21 protein-coding genes are annotated in these 17897 nt (G+C 47.4%); 10 read left to right on the plus strand and 11 right to left on the minus strand.

From position 1 onward, the window contains the following. Window positions 1-117: 117 nt before the first annotated feature. From ACKLNH_RS13250 to gpmM, 3 genes are read right to left on the minus strand one after another with little or no spacing between them, the layout of a single operon-like run. Entirely contained in the window at window positions 118-822 is a 705-nt protein-coding gene (locus tag ACKLNH_RS13250; protein WP_413112737.1) for a divergent polysaccharide deacetylase family protein, read from the minus strand. A gap of 9 nt (window positions 823-831) precedes the next feature. Then, window positions 832-1956 (minus strand): peptidoglycan DD-metalloendopeptidase family protein, encoded by a 1125-nt coding sequence (locus ACKLNH_RS13255; RefSeq protein WP_413112738.1) that lies wholly within the window; start codon window positions 1954-1956, stop codon window positions 832-834. A 26-nt stretch (window positions 1957-1982) separates the two neighbouring features. After that, a complete protein-coding gene (gene gpmM, locus ACKLNH_RS13260; RefSeq protein WP_413112739.1) occupies window positions 1983-3524 on the minus strand; it encodes a 2,3-bisphosphoglycerate-independent phosphoglycerate mutase in 1542 nt (513 codons plus the stop codon). Window positions 3525-3871: 347 nt separating this feature from the next. Here gpmM and ACKLNH_RS13265 point away from each other — a divergent pair, with 347 nt between their 5' ends. The 5 genes from ACKLNH_RS13265 (at window position 3872) to ACKLNH_RS13285 (ending at window position 7356) form a co-directional block, all read left to right on the plus strand. After that, window positions 3872-4318 (plus strand): rhodanese-like domain-containing protein, encoded by a 447-nt coding sequence (locus ACKLNH_RS13265; protein ID WP_413112740.1) that lies wholly within the window; start codon window positions 3872-3874, stop codon window positions 4316-4318. Between the two features lie 63 nt (window positions 4319-4381). Next, window positions 4382-4858, plus strand: coding sequence for a protein-export chaperone SecB (secB, locus tag ACKLNH_RS13270; RefSeq protein ID WP_413112741.1), 477 nt, complete (start codon window positions 4382-4384; stop codon window positions 4856-4858). A 13-nt stretch (window positions 4859-4871) separates the two neighbouring features. Then, window positions 4872-5882 (plus strand): NAD(P)H-dependent glycerol-3-phosphate dehydrogenase, encoded by a 1011-nt coding sequence (gene gpsA, locus ACKLNH_RS13275; RefSeq protein ID WP_413112742.1) that lies wholly within the window; start codon window positions 4872-4874, stop codon window positions 5880-5882. Between the two features lie 122 nt (window positions 5883-6004). Then, on the plus strand, window positions 6005-6823 hold the full coding sequence (gene cysE / locus ACKLNH_RS13280) for a serine O-acetyltransferase (protein ID WP_413112743.1): 819 nt from the start codon (window positions 6005-6007) through the stop codon (window positions 6821-6823). 74 nt (window positions 6824-6897) lie between these two features. Beyond that, a complete protein-coding gene (locus ACKLNH_RS13285; protein ID WP_413112744.1) occupies window positions 6898-7356 on the plus strand; it encodes a tRNA (cytidine(34)-2'-O)-methyltransferase in 459 nt (152 codons plus the stop codon). A 46-nt stretch (window positions 7357-7402) separates the two neighbouring features. Here the strand turns inward: ACKLNH_RS13285 and cpxA are convergent, their stop codons facing one another. Together cpxA and ACKLNH_RS13295 are read right to left on the minus strand one after the other, a co-directional pair. Continuing rightward, complete coding sequence (gene cpxA, locus ACKLNH_RS13290; protein WP_413112745.1) at window positions 7403-8776, minus strand: envelope stress sensor histidine kinase CpxA; 1374 nt, start codon at window positions 8774-8776, stop codon at window positions 7403-7405. Then, entirely contained in the window at window positions 8773-9459 is a 687-nt protein-coding gene (locus tag ACKLNH_RS13295) for a response regulator (protein ID WP_413112746.1), read from the minus strand. The genes cpxA and ACKLNH_RS13295 overlap by 4 nt, the downstream gene beginning before the upstream one ends. A 165-nt stretch (window positions 9460-9624) precedes the next feature. Between ACKLNH_RS13295 and ACKLNH_RS13300 the strand changes: the two genes are divergently transcribed. The 3 genes from ACKLNH_RS13300 (at window position 9625) to pfkA (ending at window position 12326) form a co-directional block, all read left to right on the plus strand. Then, window positions 9625-10131, plus strand: a complete 507-nt coding sequence (locus ACKLNH_RS13300; protein WP_413112747.1) for a Spy/CpxP family protein refolding chaperone — start codon at window positions 9625-9627, stop codon at window positions 10129-10131. A gap of 90 nt (window positions 10132-10221) precedes the next feature. Beyond that, window positions 10222-11127: a CDF family cation-efflux transporter FieF gene (gene fieF / locus ACKLNH_RS13305; RefSeq protein WP_413112748.1), complete on the plus strand. Its 906-nt coding sequence runs from the start codon at window positions 10222-10224 to the stop codon at window positions 11125-11127. A 236-nt stretch (window positions 11128-11363) separates the two neighbouring features. Beyond that, window positions 11364-12326 (plus strand): 6-phosphofructokinase, encoded by a 963-nt coding sequence (gene pfkA / locus ACKLNH_RS13310; RefSeq protein ID WP_413112749.1) that lies wholly within the window; start codon window positions 11364-11366, stop codon window positions 12324-12326. A gap of 102 nt (window positions 12327-12428) precedes the next feature. Here pfkA and tpiA read toward each other — a convergent pair whose 3' ends face one another. Continuing rightward, window positions 12429-13202, minus strand: a complete 774-nt coding sequence (gene tpiA / locus ACKLNH_RS13315) for a triose-phosphate isomerase (RefSeq protein WP_413112750.1) — start codon at window positions 13200-13202, stop codon at window positions 12429-12431. Window positions 13203-13439: 237 nt separating this feature from the next. On the opposite strand from tpiA, the gene ACKLNH_RS13320 reads away from it, so the two are divergent. Beyond that, window positions 13440-13790 carry a 5-carboxymethyl-2-hydroxymuconate Delta-isomerase gene (locus tag ACKLNH_RS13320; RefSeq protein WP_413112751.1) on the plus strand — a complete coding sequence of 117 codons (351 nt, stop codon included), beginning with the start codon at window positions 13440-13442 and terminating at the stop codon, window positions 13788-13790. Window positions 13791-13853: 63 nt separating this feature from the next. On the opposite strand, the gene ACKLNH_RS13325 is transcribed toward ACKLNH_RS13320, so the two are convergent. From ACKLNH_RS13325 to glpX, 4 genes are all read right to left on the minus strand, one after another. Then, window positions 13854-14168: a DUF3135 domain-containing protein gene (locus ACKLNH_RS13325; RefSeq protein WP_413112752.1), complete on the minus strand. Its 315-nt coding sequence runs from the start codon at window positions 14166-14168 to the stop codon at window positions 13854-13856. A gap of 100 nt (window positions 14169-14268) precedes the next feature. After that, complete coding sequence (locus ACKLNH_RS13330) at window positions 14269-15012, minus strand: FAD-binding oxidoreductase (protein WP_413112753.1); 744 nt, start codon at window positions 15010-15012, stop codon at window positions 14269-14271. 9 nt (window positions 15013-15021) lie between these two features. Beyond that, window positions 15022-15645, minus strand: a complete 624-nt coding sequence (locus ACKLNH_RS13335; RefSeq protein WP_413112754.1) for a helix-turn-helix transcriptional regulator — start codon at window positions 15643-15645, stop codon at window positions 15022-15024. A gap of 125 nt (window positions 15646-15770) precedes the next feature. Continuing rightward, on the minus strand, window positions 15771-16778 hold the full coding sequence (gene glpX, locus ACKLNH_RS13340; protein WP_413112755.1) for a class II fructose-bisphosphatase: 1008 nt from the start codon (window positions 16776-16778) through the stop codon (window positions 15771-15773). Between the two features lie 300 nt (window positions 16779-17078). On the opposite strand from glpX, the gene zapB reads away from it, so the two are divergent. Next, on the plus strand, window positions 17079-17321 hold the full coding sequence (zapB, locus tag ACKLNH_RS13345; RefSeq protein WP_413112756.1) for a cell division protein ZapB: 243 nt from the start codon (window positions 17079-17081) through the stop codon (window positions 17319-17321). 56 nt (window positions 17322-17377) lie between these two features. On the opposite strand, the gene rraA is transcribed toward zapB, so the two are convergent. Then, a complete protein-coding gene (rraA, locus tag ACKLNH_RS13350; RefSeq protein WP_413112757.1) occupies window positions 17378-17881 on the minus strand; it encodes a ribonuclease E activity regulator RraA in 504 nt (167 codons plus the stop codon). Window positions 17882-17897: the final 16 nt, after the last annotated feature.

Genomic DNA, 17897 nt, shown 5'->3' on the forward strand with positions numbered 1-17897 from the left:
TTTCAAGCCGAGTAATATTAATACTCGGCTTTTTAGGTTATGACCTGTCCCAATAACTAATCCTACACTTCATTAGTATTTCGTGTTTAGTCAAAGATGATCTGGCTAAGTTAGCGCCTAACGTTTACCGCTACTCCATAACGTCGAGATGCTCACTAGCTCCACGTCAAGCAAGGGGAGTTGCTGTTGTAAAATGCGCAGGGTGAGTGGGTGAGGGTGGCCAATAGCAATAGCAAAACCGTGTTGTTGTGCCGCGGCTTCTGCAACTTTTAGTTGTCGAGTGATGAAGTCAGGGTTAACTTCATGATCGATAAAAATATGCCGTTGCAAGGTCGGGATCTGGTAATGACGCGCCGTTGTGGCAGCAAGACTATCAATGGTCGTCATGCTATCGAGAAAGTGGAGGTTATATAACGCCAACACTTGCATCACCCAGTGCATAGGCTCAGGCTGAGCAGTAAGGTATGAGCCCATATGGTTGTTTAAGCCAATCGCATCTGGATACTGTGTGATAGCGCTGCGCAGAATGGACTGCAATCTCTCTTGTGACATAGATTCGAGCAGGGTGGCGGGCTCTAAAGGTGCAGCGCCAGCCGGCTGCATTGGCATATGGATGAGAATATCACGCTGTTGTGACATTGCTGATTGGGCAACGGCTTGGCCGTATGGGGTATCCGGTAAAATGGATAGGCTGATCTCAGGTGGTAAGCTATCGAATTCCGTCGGAAGTGGGCGATAGCCCATATCATCGATAACCAAAGCGAGTAGGGCGGCTTGCAGCCAGCACGGTGTTAAGCACAGTAAACTTACACCAAAACGCATGCCTTCTCCTTATTTTAACCAGGGGTGCGGGTTGATAGGTTGGCCTTTCTGGCGGATTTGGAAGTAGAGTGCGCTCTGATCTTGGCCACCACTATCACCGACTAATGCTAAGGGGTCGCCAGCTTTCACGGTATCACCCACGCTTCGCAACAATGTTTGGTTATAGCCATAGAGGGTCATGGTATCTTTGCCGTGATCGAGCATGATTAATAATCCATAACCACGTAACCAGTCAGCAAAAACCACTTTACCATCTTGTACCGCTTTGACTTCAGTACCAGAAGGGCTGGCAATCACCATGCCTTTCCACTTTAATTGTCCGGTTTGAGCACTATTATAACGATGCACAACGTTACCGCTAACAGGCCAGTCGAGTCGACCTTTGTATTTAGCTAAGCCATCCATCTTAATGGCGGCGCGGCGCGCGGCTTCTGCGGCTTTTGCTGCTTCTTGCTGCAATCTAACTTGGTTGGTTTCCAGCTCTTGCAGGTAGCGTTGCCCCTCTTTGAGTGTGCGCTCTATTTGTGAAACCGTTTTGCGTTGCTGCTGCTGATTGTCTTTTAATGCGAGCTGCTTCTCTTTTAGCTGCGTCAATTGTGTCTGGTTAGCTTGTTGCTGCTGACTGAGTTGATGGCGCTTGAGGCTCAACTCTGTTTCTGTTGCCGCTAGCTGTTCCAGTGTATCTATTCGCGCTTGGCTAAGGTAAGTGGCATAGGTTTGCATGCGTTCGCGTTGTTGCTGTGTGCCGCGATTTAGCAGATCGGCAAGAGGTTGCTGGTGACCTTGCTTGTATTGCACGACCAGTAGCTCTTCAATCAACGCTCTTTGCTTGGCTTGTGTTTGTTCTAATTGATTGAGCTCTTTATTGAGCTGGCTGATATGCTGAGATGTCTGTTGTTGTTGTTGCTCTAAGGTACGTGTTTGCTGGCTGTAGCCAGCGATACGTTTATCGAGGGTTTTTAGTTCGGCTTGCAGTGCCGATAGATCGGTTTGATGCAGTGAAATCTGGTTGGACTGGCGGTCAATCTCTTGTTGTACACCGTCGAGCTGTGCTTGTGAGGCAAGGCTTGGAAGTGACAGGCATAACAAAACGCCAGAGCAAAATGCTCTGGCGAAAATAGAGCGTTTAATCACACTAATCACATTCCGCATGGTTGTGATTATTTCAGATTGAACAGCACCTTACCAGTCATCTCTTCAGGGGTTTCCATCCCTGTGAGTGACAGCATAGTTGGTGCGATATCAGACAAGCTTCCACCTTCAACTGCGGTTACTTCTTTATCGCCAACATAGATAAGTGGTACCGGCAGGTTGGTGTGTGCCGTGTGGATGCCACCCGTTTCAGGGTTAACCATCATCTCGGCATTACCGTGATCGGCTGTGATTAGCATTTGCCCATCCACAGATTTAATCGCTTCAACCACTTCGCCGATGCAGCTATCTAGTGCTTCACACGCTGCAATCGCTGCATCATAAACACCCGTGTGACCCACCATGTCGCCATTTGGATAGTTACAGATGATGTAGTCGTATTCGCCACTTTTGATCGCCGCGACCAACTTTTCAGTTAGTTCAACAGAGCTCATTTCAGGCTGTAGATCGTAGGTGGCAACTTTCGGCGAGTTAACCAGTGAACGAACTTCGCCGTCAAACTCATCTTCTTTACCGCCATTGAAGAAGAAAGTAACGTGCGCGTATTTCTCGGTTTCAGAGATACGAAGTTGCTTCTTATCATGCTTGGATAGCCACTCACCGAGCGTATTCTCAAGCGATGCCGGTGGGAAAGCGATAGAGGCTGGAATATCCGCGGCATATTCGGTCAGCATCACGAAGTCAGCCAAGGCTGGGAATGCTTTGCGTGCGAAGCCAGTGAAATCAGGCATAAAGGTACGCGTGATTTGACGAGCACGGTCAGCACGGTAGTTCATGAAGATAACGGCATCGCCATCTTCCATCGCAGCAGAGGGTTGTCCCTCAGCTTGAATTACTGTCGCTTGAACAAACTCATCGTTTTCATCACGACTGTATGCGGCTTCTAGTCCTTCAACAGCAGAAGAGACAGTAAAGGCGGCATTGGCGTTGGTTAGTAGGTCATAAGCAACTTCAACGCGATCCCAGTTGTTATCACGATCCATAGCGTAGTAACGGCCCACCAAAGACGCAACACGTCCTTTGCCAAGCTGAGCAAACAGAGCATCAAATCGTTCTAGAGATGCTTGTGCACTACGTGGCGGTGTATCGCGACCATCGAGGAAGCAGTGTAGGTAGATTTTCTCGGCACCTCGCTTTGCGGCCATTTCAACGGCTGCAGCGATGTGGTCTTCGTGGCTATGTACGCCACCCGGAGACATTAGCCCCATCAGGTGAACGGCTTTGCCAGCGTTAATCGCTTTGTCCATTGCTGTCACAATGGCGTCGTTTTCAAAGAAGTCGCCATCAGCAATGGATTTTGTGATGCGGGTAAGATCTTGATAGACCACGCGGCCTGCACCGATATTGGTGTGACCCACTTCGGAGTTGCCCATTTGGCCGTCAGGTAGGCCGACATCCATGCCAGAGGCTGAAATCAGCGAGTTTGCGCTGTTTGCCATCAAATCGTCCATAACTGGGGTGTTTGCATTGGCAATTGCATTGCTTTGCGTGTCTTCACGATAACCCCAACCATCTAGGATCACCAAAGCCATTGGCTTTTTCGCAGACATAACCTGTCCTCTTTAAGTAGTTAAAACTCTGTTTGTAATGCGCTAGTCATGTAATTTTACAACAATACCACGCCAGAATTGCAGGTTAAGATCAAACATTCGTCAGGCATGGTGATAACGATTACGTAAAATATATTCATTTTGATTACATAGTGTAAAGGGTGCGGGGGTATTTTTCTGGATTAAAGTCGTCTAATTGACTTGGTGGGTTATCGGTAGGTTAATATCGCGTGCTACACTGCAAAACGATAGTGAGCGTTAGCGCGGTTTTGTATGTCGTGGCTGTACAAGCCCGTTTACGTGGGTATACTCAAGCCTTCATACATTCAGTAACAGAGTTAGTTAAGATGCAACAATACTTGGACTTTGCGACGAACAACCTGATGTTATCCCTGATCTGGGTAGGATTGTTGGTTACCGTGATCACCTCAATTATAAAGCAAAAAACAGCCGCTTATACCGTGGTTGATGCGCAAGGTGCGACAATGCTGGTGAATCGTGAAGAGGGCGTATTTGTCGATATTCGCAGTAAAGATGAATTTGCTCGCGGCCATATTGTCGACGCAATTCACGTTTTGCCAAGCGAGATTAAAGCGCAGACTCTTACATCCCTTGAAAAGCACAAACAAACCCCCATCATCGTTGTATGCAAGACAGGCCAAACGGCGCATGAAAATGCCAACCTGTTAGCGAAGGGCGGTTTTGAGCGTGTTTATCTGCTAAAAGATGGTCTTATTGGTTGGGCAGAGGCAAAAATGCCACTCGTCAACGGTAAGAAAGCGAAGAAAAAATAACCCGATTTTTAATGCAGACAACGCTCTGCATATTTTATTTAGATATATGTAAAGGATTTTCCTATGGCTGAAGCAGCGCAACCAACCCAAGATACACAAAACTTCCAAATTCAACGTATTTTCCTGAAAGATGTCTCTTTTGAAGCGCCAAACTCGCCGGAAATGTTCCAAAAAGAGTGGCAGCCAGACGTTAAACTGGATCTTGATACGCAAAGCCGTCAGCTGACTGAAGGCGTTTATGAAGTGATTTTACGTCTGACTGTAACGGTAAAAAATGCTGATGACACAGCATTTTTATGTGAAGTACAGCAGGGCGGTATCTTCTCTGTTGCTGGTATGGAAGCGCCACAACTTGCGCATTGCCTAGGTGCATTCTGCCCGAACATCTTGTTCCCGTACGCACGTGAAACTATTTCTAGCTTGGTCGTTAAGGGAACTTTCCCACAACTGAACCTAGCACCAGTTAACTTTGACGCATTGTTCATGAACTACCTGCAAAAGCAACAAGCAGCGGGTGAGCAAGGTCAAGCAGAAGCATAATTTGGTGACTGAGATGACCAATAACCCAATCACAATGACCGTATTGGGTGCTGGCTCATACGGTACCGCTCTGGCGATATCTTTAGCGCGTGATGGAGCGAATGTCGTATTGTGGGGCCATGAGCATGAGCACATGGCTCAACTGGAAATTGATCGCCGAAATGAAGAGTTTCTTCCGGGGGTCGATTTTCCTGATAGCCTCATTGTTACCAGTGATTTACAAGCAGCAGTGCAAGCAAGTCGCGATTTATTGCTGGTGGTACCAAGTCACGTCTTTGGCCTCGTACTAGGACAAGTGAAACCATTTCTACGCGATGATTCACGCTTGTGTTGGGCAACCAAAGGGCTAGAGCCGGAAACGGGTCGTTTACTTCAAGACGTTGCCTTTGAGCATTTAGGTGAAGCTATCCCACTGGCGGTCCTTTCTGGCCCGACGTTTGCGATGGAGTTGGCGAAAGGGATGCCTACCGCTATCTCTGTTGCTTCTACGGATGCACAGTTTGTTGCCGATTTGCAAGAGACCATTCACTGCAGCAAAACATTCCGCGTTTACCGCAATCGTGATTTTGTTGGTATGCAGTTGGGTGGCGCGGTCAAAAACGTGATTGCCATTGGTGCAGGTATGTCCGATGGGATCGGCTTTGGTGCGAATGCGCGAACGGCTCTGATCACGCGTGGATTAGCTGAAATGTGTCGCCTTGGTGCTGCATTAGGTGCACAGCCTGAAACCTTTATGGGCATGGCTGGACTGGGTGATTTGGTCTTGACCTGCACGGATAATCAATCGCGTAATCGTCGCTTTGGACTCGGTTTGGGTCAAGGCGGTGATGTTGATACAGTGCAGCAAGAGATTGGTCAAGTGGTCGAGGGTTATCGTAATACCAAAGAGGTATGGATGCTAGCTCAACGTCATGGCGTCGAAATGCCGATTGTGGACCAAATTTATCAGGTTCTTTATCAGGATAAAGACGCCCGACAAGCCGCAAAAGATCTGCTGGCTCGTGACAAGAAGGGTGAATCCTAACGGTATTCGTCTCTGTGAATAAAAAAACGCGCCATTTTGGCGCGTTTTTTTATGGGTGGATTGTATTTTCTACCCACATGGTTACAGTTATAGCAACGAGGTTTTTACAGGTTATACCCACGATGGAATGCCACAAACATCAGGTATGGGAGCTCATCCGTACCGAAGCAAAACAACAGTCAGAGCAAGAGCCGATGTTGGCTAGCTTTTATCATGCCACCATTTTAAATCATGATAATTTGCAGGGGGCATTAAGCTTTATTCTTGCCAATAAGCTCGCGACGCCATCGATGCAGGCCATGGCTGTGCGTGAAGTAGTTGAAGAAGCGTTTCAAAATGATCCTCAAATTGGTGAGGCGGCAGCTTATGATATTAAGGCGATCGTTGAGCGTGACCCTGCTGTGGAAATGTGTTCTATCCCCTTGTTATACCTTAAGGGGTATCATGCCCTGCAAGGCTATCGCGTTGCGAACTGGCTCTGGAAGCAAGGTCGAGTCGCGTTGGCGGTCTATTTGCAGAATCAGATTTCTGTGGTTTGTCAGGTCGATGTTCACCCTGCCGCTAAGATAGGCCGTGGCATTATGTTTGACCATGCGACCGGCATTGTCGTCGGTGAAACGGCGGTTATCGAAAATGACGTGTCGATCTTGCAAGACGTCACGCTCGGTGGTACCGGCAAAGAGAGTGGCGATCGTCACCCTAAGATCCGTGAAGGCGTTATGATTGGTGCCGGTGCCAAGGTGTTGGGTAATATCGAGGTGGGCAAAGGGGCCAAAATCGGCTCCTGTTCAGTGGTATTAAACCCCGTTCCTGCTCATACGACGGTGGCGGGTGTTCCGGCTAAGGTCGTGGGGCGCCCTACGTCAGAGATGCCGGCAATGGACATGGATCAGCAGTTTAATGGCAACAGTAAAACGTTTATTGGTGGTGACGGTATTTAAGGCCGTGATGATTATATCAACCATGATTGCTCGGCCCTGCCAGTGATCCCTGAGAATTTTTTGAGTTAGTTTTTATGTTTCACATCGCACTGTATGAACCACAAATTGCACCGAATACCGGAAATATTATTCGCCTTTGTTCTAACAACGGCTTCCATTTGCACCTTATCGAACCATTAGGCTTTAGTTTGGAAGAGAAACAACTGCGCCGAGCCAGTCTTGATTACAGCGATATGGCGCGGGTGACACGGCATGAAAATTACGCGGCATTCTTACAAGCGATGAGTGAGCGACGTATCTTTGCTTGCACCACGAAAGGTTCAACAAATTACGCTAGCATGTCTTATCAGGATGAGGATGTTTTACTGTTTGGCTCCGAGACATCGGGCTTACCGGATGAGGTGCGAAATGCAGCCTTTGAGCGCATTCGTGTCCCAATGATGGAAGGAGCACGCAGTTTAAACTTGTCTAATACTGTTGCGATTATTAGTTATGAAGCTTGGCGCCAAGTGGGTTTTCCTTCAGGGCAGTAGCTTGCAAAATTAAGGGGCACGCTATGGCATGCGTGCCTTACTCCTTTTAAGCTGCACTGTTATTGATTGGTGATAGCGGCAATGACAGTGTAATACGTAGTCCGCCAAGTGGGCTCTGTGACGCGTCAATGCTGCCATTGTGTTGGCGTACGGCATTTTCGGTTATGGACAACCCTAACCCAGTGCCGCCACTGTGACGGTCTCGCGCCGTAGAAACGCGGTAAAACGGCTTAAATATCTCGCCTCTTTCCGCTTCTGGTACGCCAGCACCATCATCATCAATGATGACGGTTAGGGTATTGTTATCGGCGGTAAACGAGATGCTTATTTCTGTTTGCGCGTACTTAATCGCGTTACGAATCACGTTCTCCAATGCGCTATACAGTAGCGAAGGGTGGGCAAATAAGTGCCACTCTTCTAGCTGGTTCCAGTGTAGTTGCTTGTCGAGCTGCTCAGCTTCAAATCGAGCATCTTTGAGCATTTCGAGCCAGATATCCTCAGCGTTACAGTGCTGAAACTCCATGTGGCTATTGATTTGCATTCGAGACAAGTCCAGCAAGTCACAGATCATGCTTTCTAACCGTTCAGCTTCGGTATCGATACGGTCGATTTCCTTGCTAGAGCCTTGCTTTCTGGCAGCCAGAGCAGCCGCCATTCTCAACCGGGTTAGGGGTGAACGCAGCTCATGTGAAATATCCGACAACAGCCGTTGCTGCCCGTATATCATCTTATTTAGCGTGCTGACCATATGGTTGAAGCTCTGCCCGGTTTTAATGAATTCGCTGGGCCCTTTTTCCAATGAAGGATCTGGCTCCAATTGCCCGCGGCTAACTTTTTCGGCGGCCAGTTGTAAGCGACGAGCTGGTTGGGTCACGGCCCAAGCCAGCCATAGCAAGAAGGGCGTGCTGACCAACATCGTGATTAACAGCATTTTAAATGGCTCGTCTAATAAGCGAATGAACCAAGGTATTTTATTTGTCCCTCTGCGAATGAGGTACATATAGGCACTACCATCTTCTGCATTTAGGATAAAAGGACCAGAGACAATGCCATGGCCAAACCGTTGTTGCTGTGGATTGCTGGGGTCATAGGAGCTGGCTGCAAAGCTAGCGATACCGCGTGCCATTGGCATTGGAACCCGCCCGATAGGATTGCCATCTGGCGAGGTAAAGTGTGCAACATAATTGAGCTCTTTTTGTTTGTTACGGATCAGTTCTATTTTGCGCTCAAGGGGTAGTGATACTTTTGAAAACTGGGCGATTGATTGCTGAGTACCCTCTAAGTGTTGCTGCGGAATATTATGTTGTGACCGAGGATCAAAACGTGGCAGGGCTAACAGTGCGATCACAACGATGAGCAGCGTGCACCAAAATGTGGCAAAGATACGCCCATAGAGACTGGAGAAGCGTGGCAAGTTCATTCACTATCCTCAACCAATAAATAACCTTTACCACGCAGTGTTTTCAAGCGCGGTTTACCATCGGCGCGTTCCGGCAGTTTTTTACGTAAGTTTGATACATGCATATCAATGGCACGGTCGAAAGGAGAGAGGCGCTTACCAAGCACATTTAGGCTTAAATCGGCTTTCGAGATAATGGTGCCCGGCGCTTGAACAAAATAGTGAAGGAGCGCCAGCTCGGTCGCGGTCATCTCAATGAGCTGGTCTTGGCAATAAGCCTCTTGGCGACCGGGGTATATGACAATATCTTGAAAGGAGAGCGTATCATGCTGATTTTTAGTCTCTACCTTAGTGCGTCGAAGGATGGCTCGCATGCGCGCTAGCAGTTCGCGATCACTAAACGGCTTTGGTAGGTAGTCGTCAGCCCCCAACTCAAGGCCAAGCACACGATCAATCTCATCGCCTTTCGCGGTCAGCATCAGTACTGGGGTCGAGTAGTTCTTACGCAGGTGGCGTAGCATGTCCATGCCATTCATCATCGGCATCATGACATCCAACAATACGAGGTCAACCTGCGGAGAGAGTTGTTTTAGCCCTTCCTCGCCGTTACTGGCTTGAATGACATTGAACCCTTCCAGTGTGAGTATGTCGCAGAGCAAGTCGCGCAGCTCTTTGTCGTCATCGACCAATAATATTGTATGCATGCCATCTCCTCCTATTAGAAGCCTAGTATCTATGAAAGCGCAATTGATTGCCAAGCCGACATGATAGAGCTTTACCCATCTTTACGTTCAGTAGGCATTGCTTTACACATAAGCCGCTAAACTAAACTGGTATTCAGTTAGTTTAAACAACAGGAGTAACACCTCATGAAAAACAAAACCCTTATTGCAGTAGCCGTAGCAATACCATTGTTAGCAACCTCAATCGGCGCACTGGCATTTGGTGGCCCTCAGGGTGGAAAGGGTCAACGTGACTTTTGCTCTGCTGATATGTCTAGAGGGTTGCAACAATTGGATTTGAGTGACGCACAAAAAAAGGAAATAGACACGTTGCGTGAAAATTTCCGTGCTGAAAGCGCACAGGACAACGTGACGCGCCAAGCGGTTCGTGACACACATCGCGAAGCAATGCATGCACTGATGCTTGCGCCGGAATTTGATCATGAAGCGGCACAACAGTTGGCCCAACAGATGACAGGGCAACAGCAACAACGTCGAATCGAAATGCTGGAGCAACGCCATGCCCTAATGAGTGTACTAACGGACGAGCAGAAGCAAACCCTCTTAGAGCAGCAACAAAATAACATGGAAACATACCAAGATAGGAAAGGTAAGCGCGATGGTCGTCGTCAAAATTGCCGTGATTGGTGGTAATGATACGGTTGGTTAGCGGAGGGCTCCTCCGCTTTCTTCCTCTTTCTAGTCGTGTATACTTGTCCATCATTTTCAGGTGATGGACTATCTATGAACGCAAAATATGCCAAGCTAGTACAAACGGCAGCCTGGACTGCATCTGGTGTGGCAACACTATTGATGTTAATTAAGTTGGTAACATGGTGGCATACGGGCTCAGTCACTATGTTGGCGTCGCTCGTCGACTCTGTGTTAGATATGGCGGCATCAATTACCAATCTTATTGTCGTGCGCTATGCATTACAGCCTGCCGATCGTGAACATCGATTTGGTCATGGTAAAGCTGAATCTTTAGCGGCGTTGGCGCAAGCGATGTTTATTTCTGGCTCCGCCTGTTTTCTCTTGTTAAGTGGCGTGGAGCGTCTATTTCGTCCGCAAGTCCTACTTGAACCTGGCTATGGGGTGGCAGTGAGTGGCTTTGCTATCGTCGTTACACTAGCCCTGGTCTCTTTTCAAAACTGGGTGGTAAGACAAACCGGTAGTCAGGCCATTGCCGCAGATTCTCTGCATTACAAATCTGATCTTTATATGAATATGGCCATCATGGTCGCACTGGCCTTGAGTTGGTGGGGCTGGATGGAAGCGGATGCATTGTTTGCCATTGGTATTGGTATCTATATTCTTATTGGCGCTTTGATGATGGGCCACCAAGCCGTGCAAACGCTGCTAGATCATCAACTTCCAGCCGCCGAATTAGCCAAAATTCGTAAAATAGCCATTAATGTACAGCGTGTACATGGTGTGCATGAGCTGCGAACTCGGCAATCCGGTCCAATTAAGTTTATTCAGCTACATTTAGAGTTAGACGATGATTTAAAGTTGATCGATGCACATCGAGTTGCCGACCAAGTGGAAGACCTATTAGAAGTCGCTTTTCCTGGTGCTGATATTATTATTCATCAAGATCCGGTATCCGTGGTGGGAACAAAACGAGAGCAGAAAGGAGAAATTCCCTAACATTTCTATAGCATGTGATTGCTAAACAATGGAATAATTATGGATTCAATCACAAAGTCGGGATTGATCCTGATGTGAATCAACAAATTTTTTTATCAAAATTGTAATACTCCTACGTTAGGTAAGAAAGTTACAGTAGTAATGCGGGATAAGCAGCGTGCTGTTGGATTGGGAAGGGGAACCCCAATCACCCGTTTCTAGGAATTGTTATTAATTCCCAATGTCAGAGGGTAACCATGATTAAGAAGATTGGTGTATTGACCAGTGGTGGTGACGCACCGGGTATGAATGCTGCGGTTCGCGGCGTGGTTCGTTCAGCACTGTCTGAAGGTTTGGAAGTTTACGGTATTTATGATGGCTATTTGGGCCTGCATCAGAACCGAATTGAAAAACTAAATCGGAACAGTGTATCAGACGTGATCAACAAAGGAGGAACGTTCCTAGGTTCGGCACGTTTTCCTGAGTTTAAAGATGAAAAAGTACGTGCTCAAGCCATTGAAAACCTAAAAATGCATGGTATCGATGCATTGGTTGTGATCGGTGGTGACGGTTCATACATGGGGGCGAAGAAGCTAACCGAAATGGGTTACCCATGTATTGGTGTGCCGGGTACGATCGATAATGACGTAGCAGGAACTGACTATACGATTGGTTACCTAACAGCACTGAATACTGTTATTGATGCGATTGACCGTTTACGTGATACGTCTTCGTCTCACCAGCGCATTTCAATTGTTGAAGTAATGGGACGTCACTGTGGTGATTTGACGTTGATGGCATCTATTGCGGGTGGATGTGAGTATATCATTACACCTGAAGTTGGCCTCAACAAGGAAGAGCTGCTATCTAAGATCAAAGAGGGCATCTATAAAGGTAAGAAGCATGCAATTATTGCGATTACTGAGCTGATGACCGATGTCAATGAACTGGCTAAGTACATTGAAGCGGAAACGGGTCGTGAGACGCGTGCAACGATCTTAGGGCACATCCAACGTGGCGGTCAGCCAACGGCGTTCGACCGTGTTTTAGCTTCTCGTATGGGAGCGTTTGCTGTCGATCTGCTGCTGCAAGGCGAAGGTGGTCGTTGTGTTGGTATTCAAGAAGAGAAGATGGTACACCACGATATCATTGATGCTATTGAGAACATGCGCCGTCCGTTTAAGAAAGATCTCTATGACTTAGCAAACAAATTGTTCTAACGTTTATTGAGTTAAAAAAAGCACAGCGACCATATCGGGCTGTGCTTTTTTGTATCAAACGAAAAAGCACGCCAATGAGCGTGCTTTATTTTTCGTCTCGGCTTATGCGTTTTTCGCTTTAGCGGCTGCTTTTGCGATAGCGGCAAAGCTTTCTGCATCAAGTGATGCGCCACCAACCAATGCACCGTCAATGTCTGGCTGTGCAAAGTAAGCTTCTGCATTCTCAGGTTTTACAGAGCCACCGTATTGAATAACAACGTTTTTAGCTACGTCTGCATTCTTTTCAGCAATGTGTGCACGGATTGACGCGTGAATACGTTGTGCATCATCAGCGGTTGCAGCTTTACCAGTACCGATAGCCCAGATTGGTTCGTACGCGATAATTGCGCCGTTTAGTGCTTCAGCACCTAGCAGGTTGATTACAGCGTCGATTTGACGTGCACATACTGCTTCAGTTTCACCTGCTTCGTTTTGTGCTTCTGATTCACCGATGCATAACACTGGCGTTAGGCCGTGCTCTTTTAGGAATGCAAATTTCTTCGCAACGAACTCGTCTGACTCGTTGTGGTACTCACGACGCTCAGAGTGGCCGATGATGATGTGAGACGCACCAAAGTCTTTCAGCATTTCTGGAGAGATATCGCCAGTGAACGCGCCGCTCGCATTAACATCAACATTCTGAGAGCCTAGGATAATTTTGCTGTCAGCTTTGCTGATAAGTTGCTCAGCTAGATCGGTGTACATAACTGGTGGCGCGATAGCCACATCAACACCTTCAACACCAGCTAGTGCTGCGTCCAGACCCTTGATCAGATCCGTGACCATTGTTTTGTTACCGTTTAGCTTCCAGTTACCCATAACAACAGGATGGCGCATAGCTTTTCTCCAATATTAATGAATGTAAAAAAATCACAGCTGTTTAACACTATACCATCAGATTCTGAAAGTTTTACTGCTTAAAATCATGGTAACGCGTGGTTGTTGCGATTGTCTGGGTAGATTTTAAGCAACCATGGCTTGGCTTATCATTCTATTCGCATTAAAAGGGAGTGTCGTGCGTGCCTGTGTTAATGTAACGAGATTGACACAAACTTACAGGGTAAGGAAATCAGGATGCCAAATTTAGTGATGGAATATTCAGAGTCGGTCGCCGAGCAAGTCAATATAGCGGCGTTGTTGGACGACTTACATCAAGTTTGTTTGCAGAGTGCGCTGTTTGAGGATGATGCAATTAAATCACGCTGTTACCCTTGCCACCATTGGCAAATTGGAAGACGAGAAGATAGCTGCGACTTCATTCACGTGGATTTTGCGTTGTTGTCTGGACGCGATGAACAAAGTAAACAACGTTTAGCGGAACAGTTTCTGGGGGTCTTACGTCATCACGCAGGGGCTGTCTTCAGCCTGACCATCGAAATGCGAGATATGGATAAAGCGACGTTTACCAAAGCACTGCAAGCGTAGTGACAGGTATTCATTGTGGTGGGCGTTAGTATGAAGTAAATCCCGGCCTCAGCCTTAGTGTGGTTATTCTGACCTAGGTTTTAATTGATGGATTGATGCCGTGTGTTGTTGCAGTTGGGTGGGATCATTAATGGACAGACTGAGGCGATAAAGCTGTGCTTGCAGCTCTTTTAATAACAATACGTTGGTATGGTTGGGGTTTTTACCGCGTTGAATAACCTGTTGGATGTGGTATTGCTGCGCTCTTAATCGCGGCTGAGCCTCTTCTCTCGCCTCCGAAATTAACGAATTAACCATACGTTCTCGCAAGGCTTCTAGCTTATCAGGATGGTGTTTGGCAAGCTCAACTAGCTCATCAAATGGCGGTAATTTCTCCACTGTTTTGCCTCGCAGAAACGTCGTGTCTATTATTGTAGGCATGAGTGCGAGCAGGGCTGTGTCTCAATATTGAGACGGGACGTATCAATAACTTATATTTTTACCAATAATGCTCCATGGTGATCTGTCCAGGTGAACGACGCAGATTTTTACTTAACCCTTTTTGCTCTAGCGCGGATAGGGTGTCTTTGACCATCTGTGGATTACCACAGATCATCACCTGGCTGTTGTCTGCGCGCAGTTCAAGCCCAACCATTCGTTCCAGCAAGCCATCAGCCAAGGCGTGGGTTATTCTACCGTTCAAGGCGCCGGGAACGGGTTCACGGCTTGCAAAAGGCTGAATGATCAACTGGTCGGGATAACGCTGTTTTAGTTCGTTGAGCTCGCCTTGATAACTCAGATCTGCAGCATAACGAACCGCATGGTTTAAAACCACTTTGCGAAAGCGTCGCCACACGATGTCATCGCGCAAAATAGAGAGAAATGGTCCTAGTGCCGTGCCCGTTGCCATCATCCACAGCACACTGCTATCAGGCACTTCATCGAGAGTAAAAAAACCATTCGCTCTAGCAGTCACCCAAACTTGGTCGCCCGGCGACAGGGCATGTAAGCGAGGTGACAGAAGGCCATCTGCCACACGCGTGGCATAGACTTCAATGCGATTTTCTGTCGGTGGGTTAACAAATGAGTAAGCACGCTGAATCCGCTTGCCATCGATATCAAGGGCGAGTTTAGTGAACTGACCCGCTTTGAATGGCTCAATGTTAGCCTCAAGCGTCAAGCTGAATAGGTCGTTGTTCCAGTGACGATTTTCAATAACTAATGCAGGGATCCAATCAGCCATATGCTCTCCTCAGTTGTTGACCGTAATTCGATAAGCACAACGTCGCTGACCTTGAATGATATGCTCAATGCGGTCAACGGTGCAGGTGGTGCCTAGAAGGCGCTGAAAGATGGTTAACTCAGATTGACACAGCGCGGTGTTATTTTGTGCCGCTTTACAGATAGGGCAGTGATTTTCAATGAGTAAATACTGGCCAGGCGCAGATTCAATCATTTCTGCCATATACCCTTCTTGCTCTCTAAGTTTAGCCAGTGTTTGAACTTTGTCTGTAATTGAGGTGGAATTAATCAGCGCCGTCTTATATTTTTGATAGCTGTTTTCTTCCCGAGCTTGAAGAACGGTTTGTAAGCTTGTTGACCCCAGTGTTTGTTGCACAGCATCGAGAAGTTGTATCGATAATTCGCTGTGCCCATCGGAGAAGTGCTGGTGGCCTTGCTGGGTTAATTTCCAATGCCTCGTAGGGCGACCGACCTTAATGCGTTGGTCATAAAAACTGATGAGACCTTCACTTTCTAAGCTTTGTAAGTGCTGGCGTACGCCCATGGTGGTCATCGACAACTCTGCAGAGAGTTGCTTGGCGGTGGCTTGCCCTTCGCGTTTGAGGAAGTGCAGAATTTTGTCGATCGTTTTCATGCTGACCTGTTAGTTTGTAAAGCTATTTCTTTATAAACTAAGCTTAGCCAAAAAAGTCAATGCGCGACAACTTCTTTTTAATCATTAAGCGGTGCAAGCCGAGCGACTTGCACCAAACGGTAGGCTTAGAGCACCTGCTCTTTCACGCCATCATCTTTGCGATCAAGGTAGTGTGTTGACTTGATGCGACGGATAGTGCGGCATTTGCCACGGATCAGTAAGGTTTCTGTCGTTGCGATATTGCCATTGCGGGTTATCCCCTCGAGCAAATCTCCTTTGGTGATACCGGTACCCGCGAAAACAACATTGTCGCTTTGCGCCATGTCACCCAATGCCAGTACTTTATTGGTTTCAATACCCATTTCAGTACAACGTTTGATCTCTTCTTCACCAAGACGGCGATTTTCTTCGCAATCGCCTTTCACTTCATGACGTGGAAGTAAGCGTCCTTGCATATCGCCGCCGAGCGCACGAATAGCAGCAGCAGAAACCACCCCTTCAGGTGCGCCGCCGATACAGTACATAATATCAACGTCACTGTCTGGCATACAGGTAAGGATAGACGCGGCAACATCGCCATCTGGCACGGCGTAGACACGTACACCCAAGCGCTGCATTTCAGCAATGACATCATCATGGCGAGGCTTAGCTAAAGTAATAACAACAAGTTCTTGTAACGTTTTGCCTAGTGCTTTAGCAATAGCGACAAGGTTATCTTCGAGTGACTTACTTAGATCGATATGTCCGCATGCATCTGGGCCGACGACCAATTTTTCCATGTACATGTCAGGCGCTTTTAAGAAAGAGCCTTTTTCGCCCGCAGCCAGTACAGCCAGTGCGTTGTTCTGCCCCATTGCCGTCATTCGCGTGCCTTCGATAGGGTCAACCGCGATATCTACCGCATCGCCACCGAGACCAACTTTCTCACCGATGTATAGCATAGGTGCATCGTCGATTTCGCCCTCACCAATGACAATTTCGCCATCAATGTCGGTTTTATTTAGCAAGATGCGCATGACTTCTACAGCAGCTTGGTCAGCCGCGTTTTTATCGCCACGGCCAAGCCATTTGTGGCCAGCCAGTGCAGCTCCTTCGGTGACACGAGAAAAAGCCATCGCTAGGTCGCGTTTCATGGTTACTCCGAGATAAAAAAGTAGGTTCTCAATTAATTGGGCGCGATTTTAACACAGCTAAGGAAACGTTTGCGTATTTTGCGTGAGGTTTACGGCATTTTTTCCAGAGGGGTAGAGAGAGCGGAGGTGAAATAACCCGTCAGGATTGAGTAAAAATTGGCGCAAAATCACTCATTCACATTATAAATATGACGAATTGGGTAGCCGTGTATCATTAGCTGGTTACAATAGGGGTCAGTGCCCAGAAAGGTGCGTGTACAATGATGTTCGGCGTAAGCCGATAATAACAAGGTGAAGACTATGTCAATTGAGATCCTAGAGAAGCTGGAAGCGAAAGTGCAAATGGCTGTCGACACAATTTCCTTACTGCAAATGGAAATTGAAGAACTAAAAGAAAAAAACACACAAGTAGGCGAAGAGGCTATTGCGCTGCGTGAAGATCGCGAAGCGTTACAAAGCGAAAATGCAAAACTACGAGATGATCATCAACAGTGGCAAGCGCGTATTCGCACGCTGTTGGGTAAAATGGATGAGGTTGAGTAGCCTAGAATATATTGGGAGGGCAGTTCATGTTAGATGTGCTGCCCTTCCGAAAGATATCACTCTTCGCTGTCGTCGGTCTCAATCTCTAATGGCTCAGGCGATAAAATCACACCGGTGAGATCGGCATAAACGTAATCTTCGGGTAGAAAAGTTACTCCACCAAAGTTAACCGCAACATCTACTTCGCCACCCGTGCCATTATCAGCGCCGACAGGAATGGACGCAAGCGCATGCAAGCCGATATCAAACTCTTCGAGAACCTCGACATGGCGTACGCTGCCGTAGACCAGAAGTCCTTCCCATCCATTGTCGGTTGCTAATTGTGTTAACTCTGCATCAATGAGGGCGCGGCGCAATGAACCACCACCATCAATTAGCAGCACTCGGCCTTCCCCATTCTGCTCTAGGGTTTCGCGGATCAATCCGTTGTCCTCAAAGCATTTGATGGTCGTAACTTGACCACTAAAGGCGCCTCGGCCACCAAATGCACTGAACATTGGCTCCACGACATCTACTTGGTCGAGAAAAATGTCGCATAAGTCAGAAGTACTATATTGCATAAGCTAACATCTTGTT

It is taken from the genome of Thaumasiovibrio clandestinus, assembly GCF_047250365.1.
Taxonomy (GTDB): Bacteria; Pseudomonadota; Gammaproteobacteria; order Enterobacterales; family Vibrionaceae; genus Thaumasiovibrio.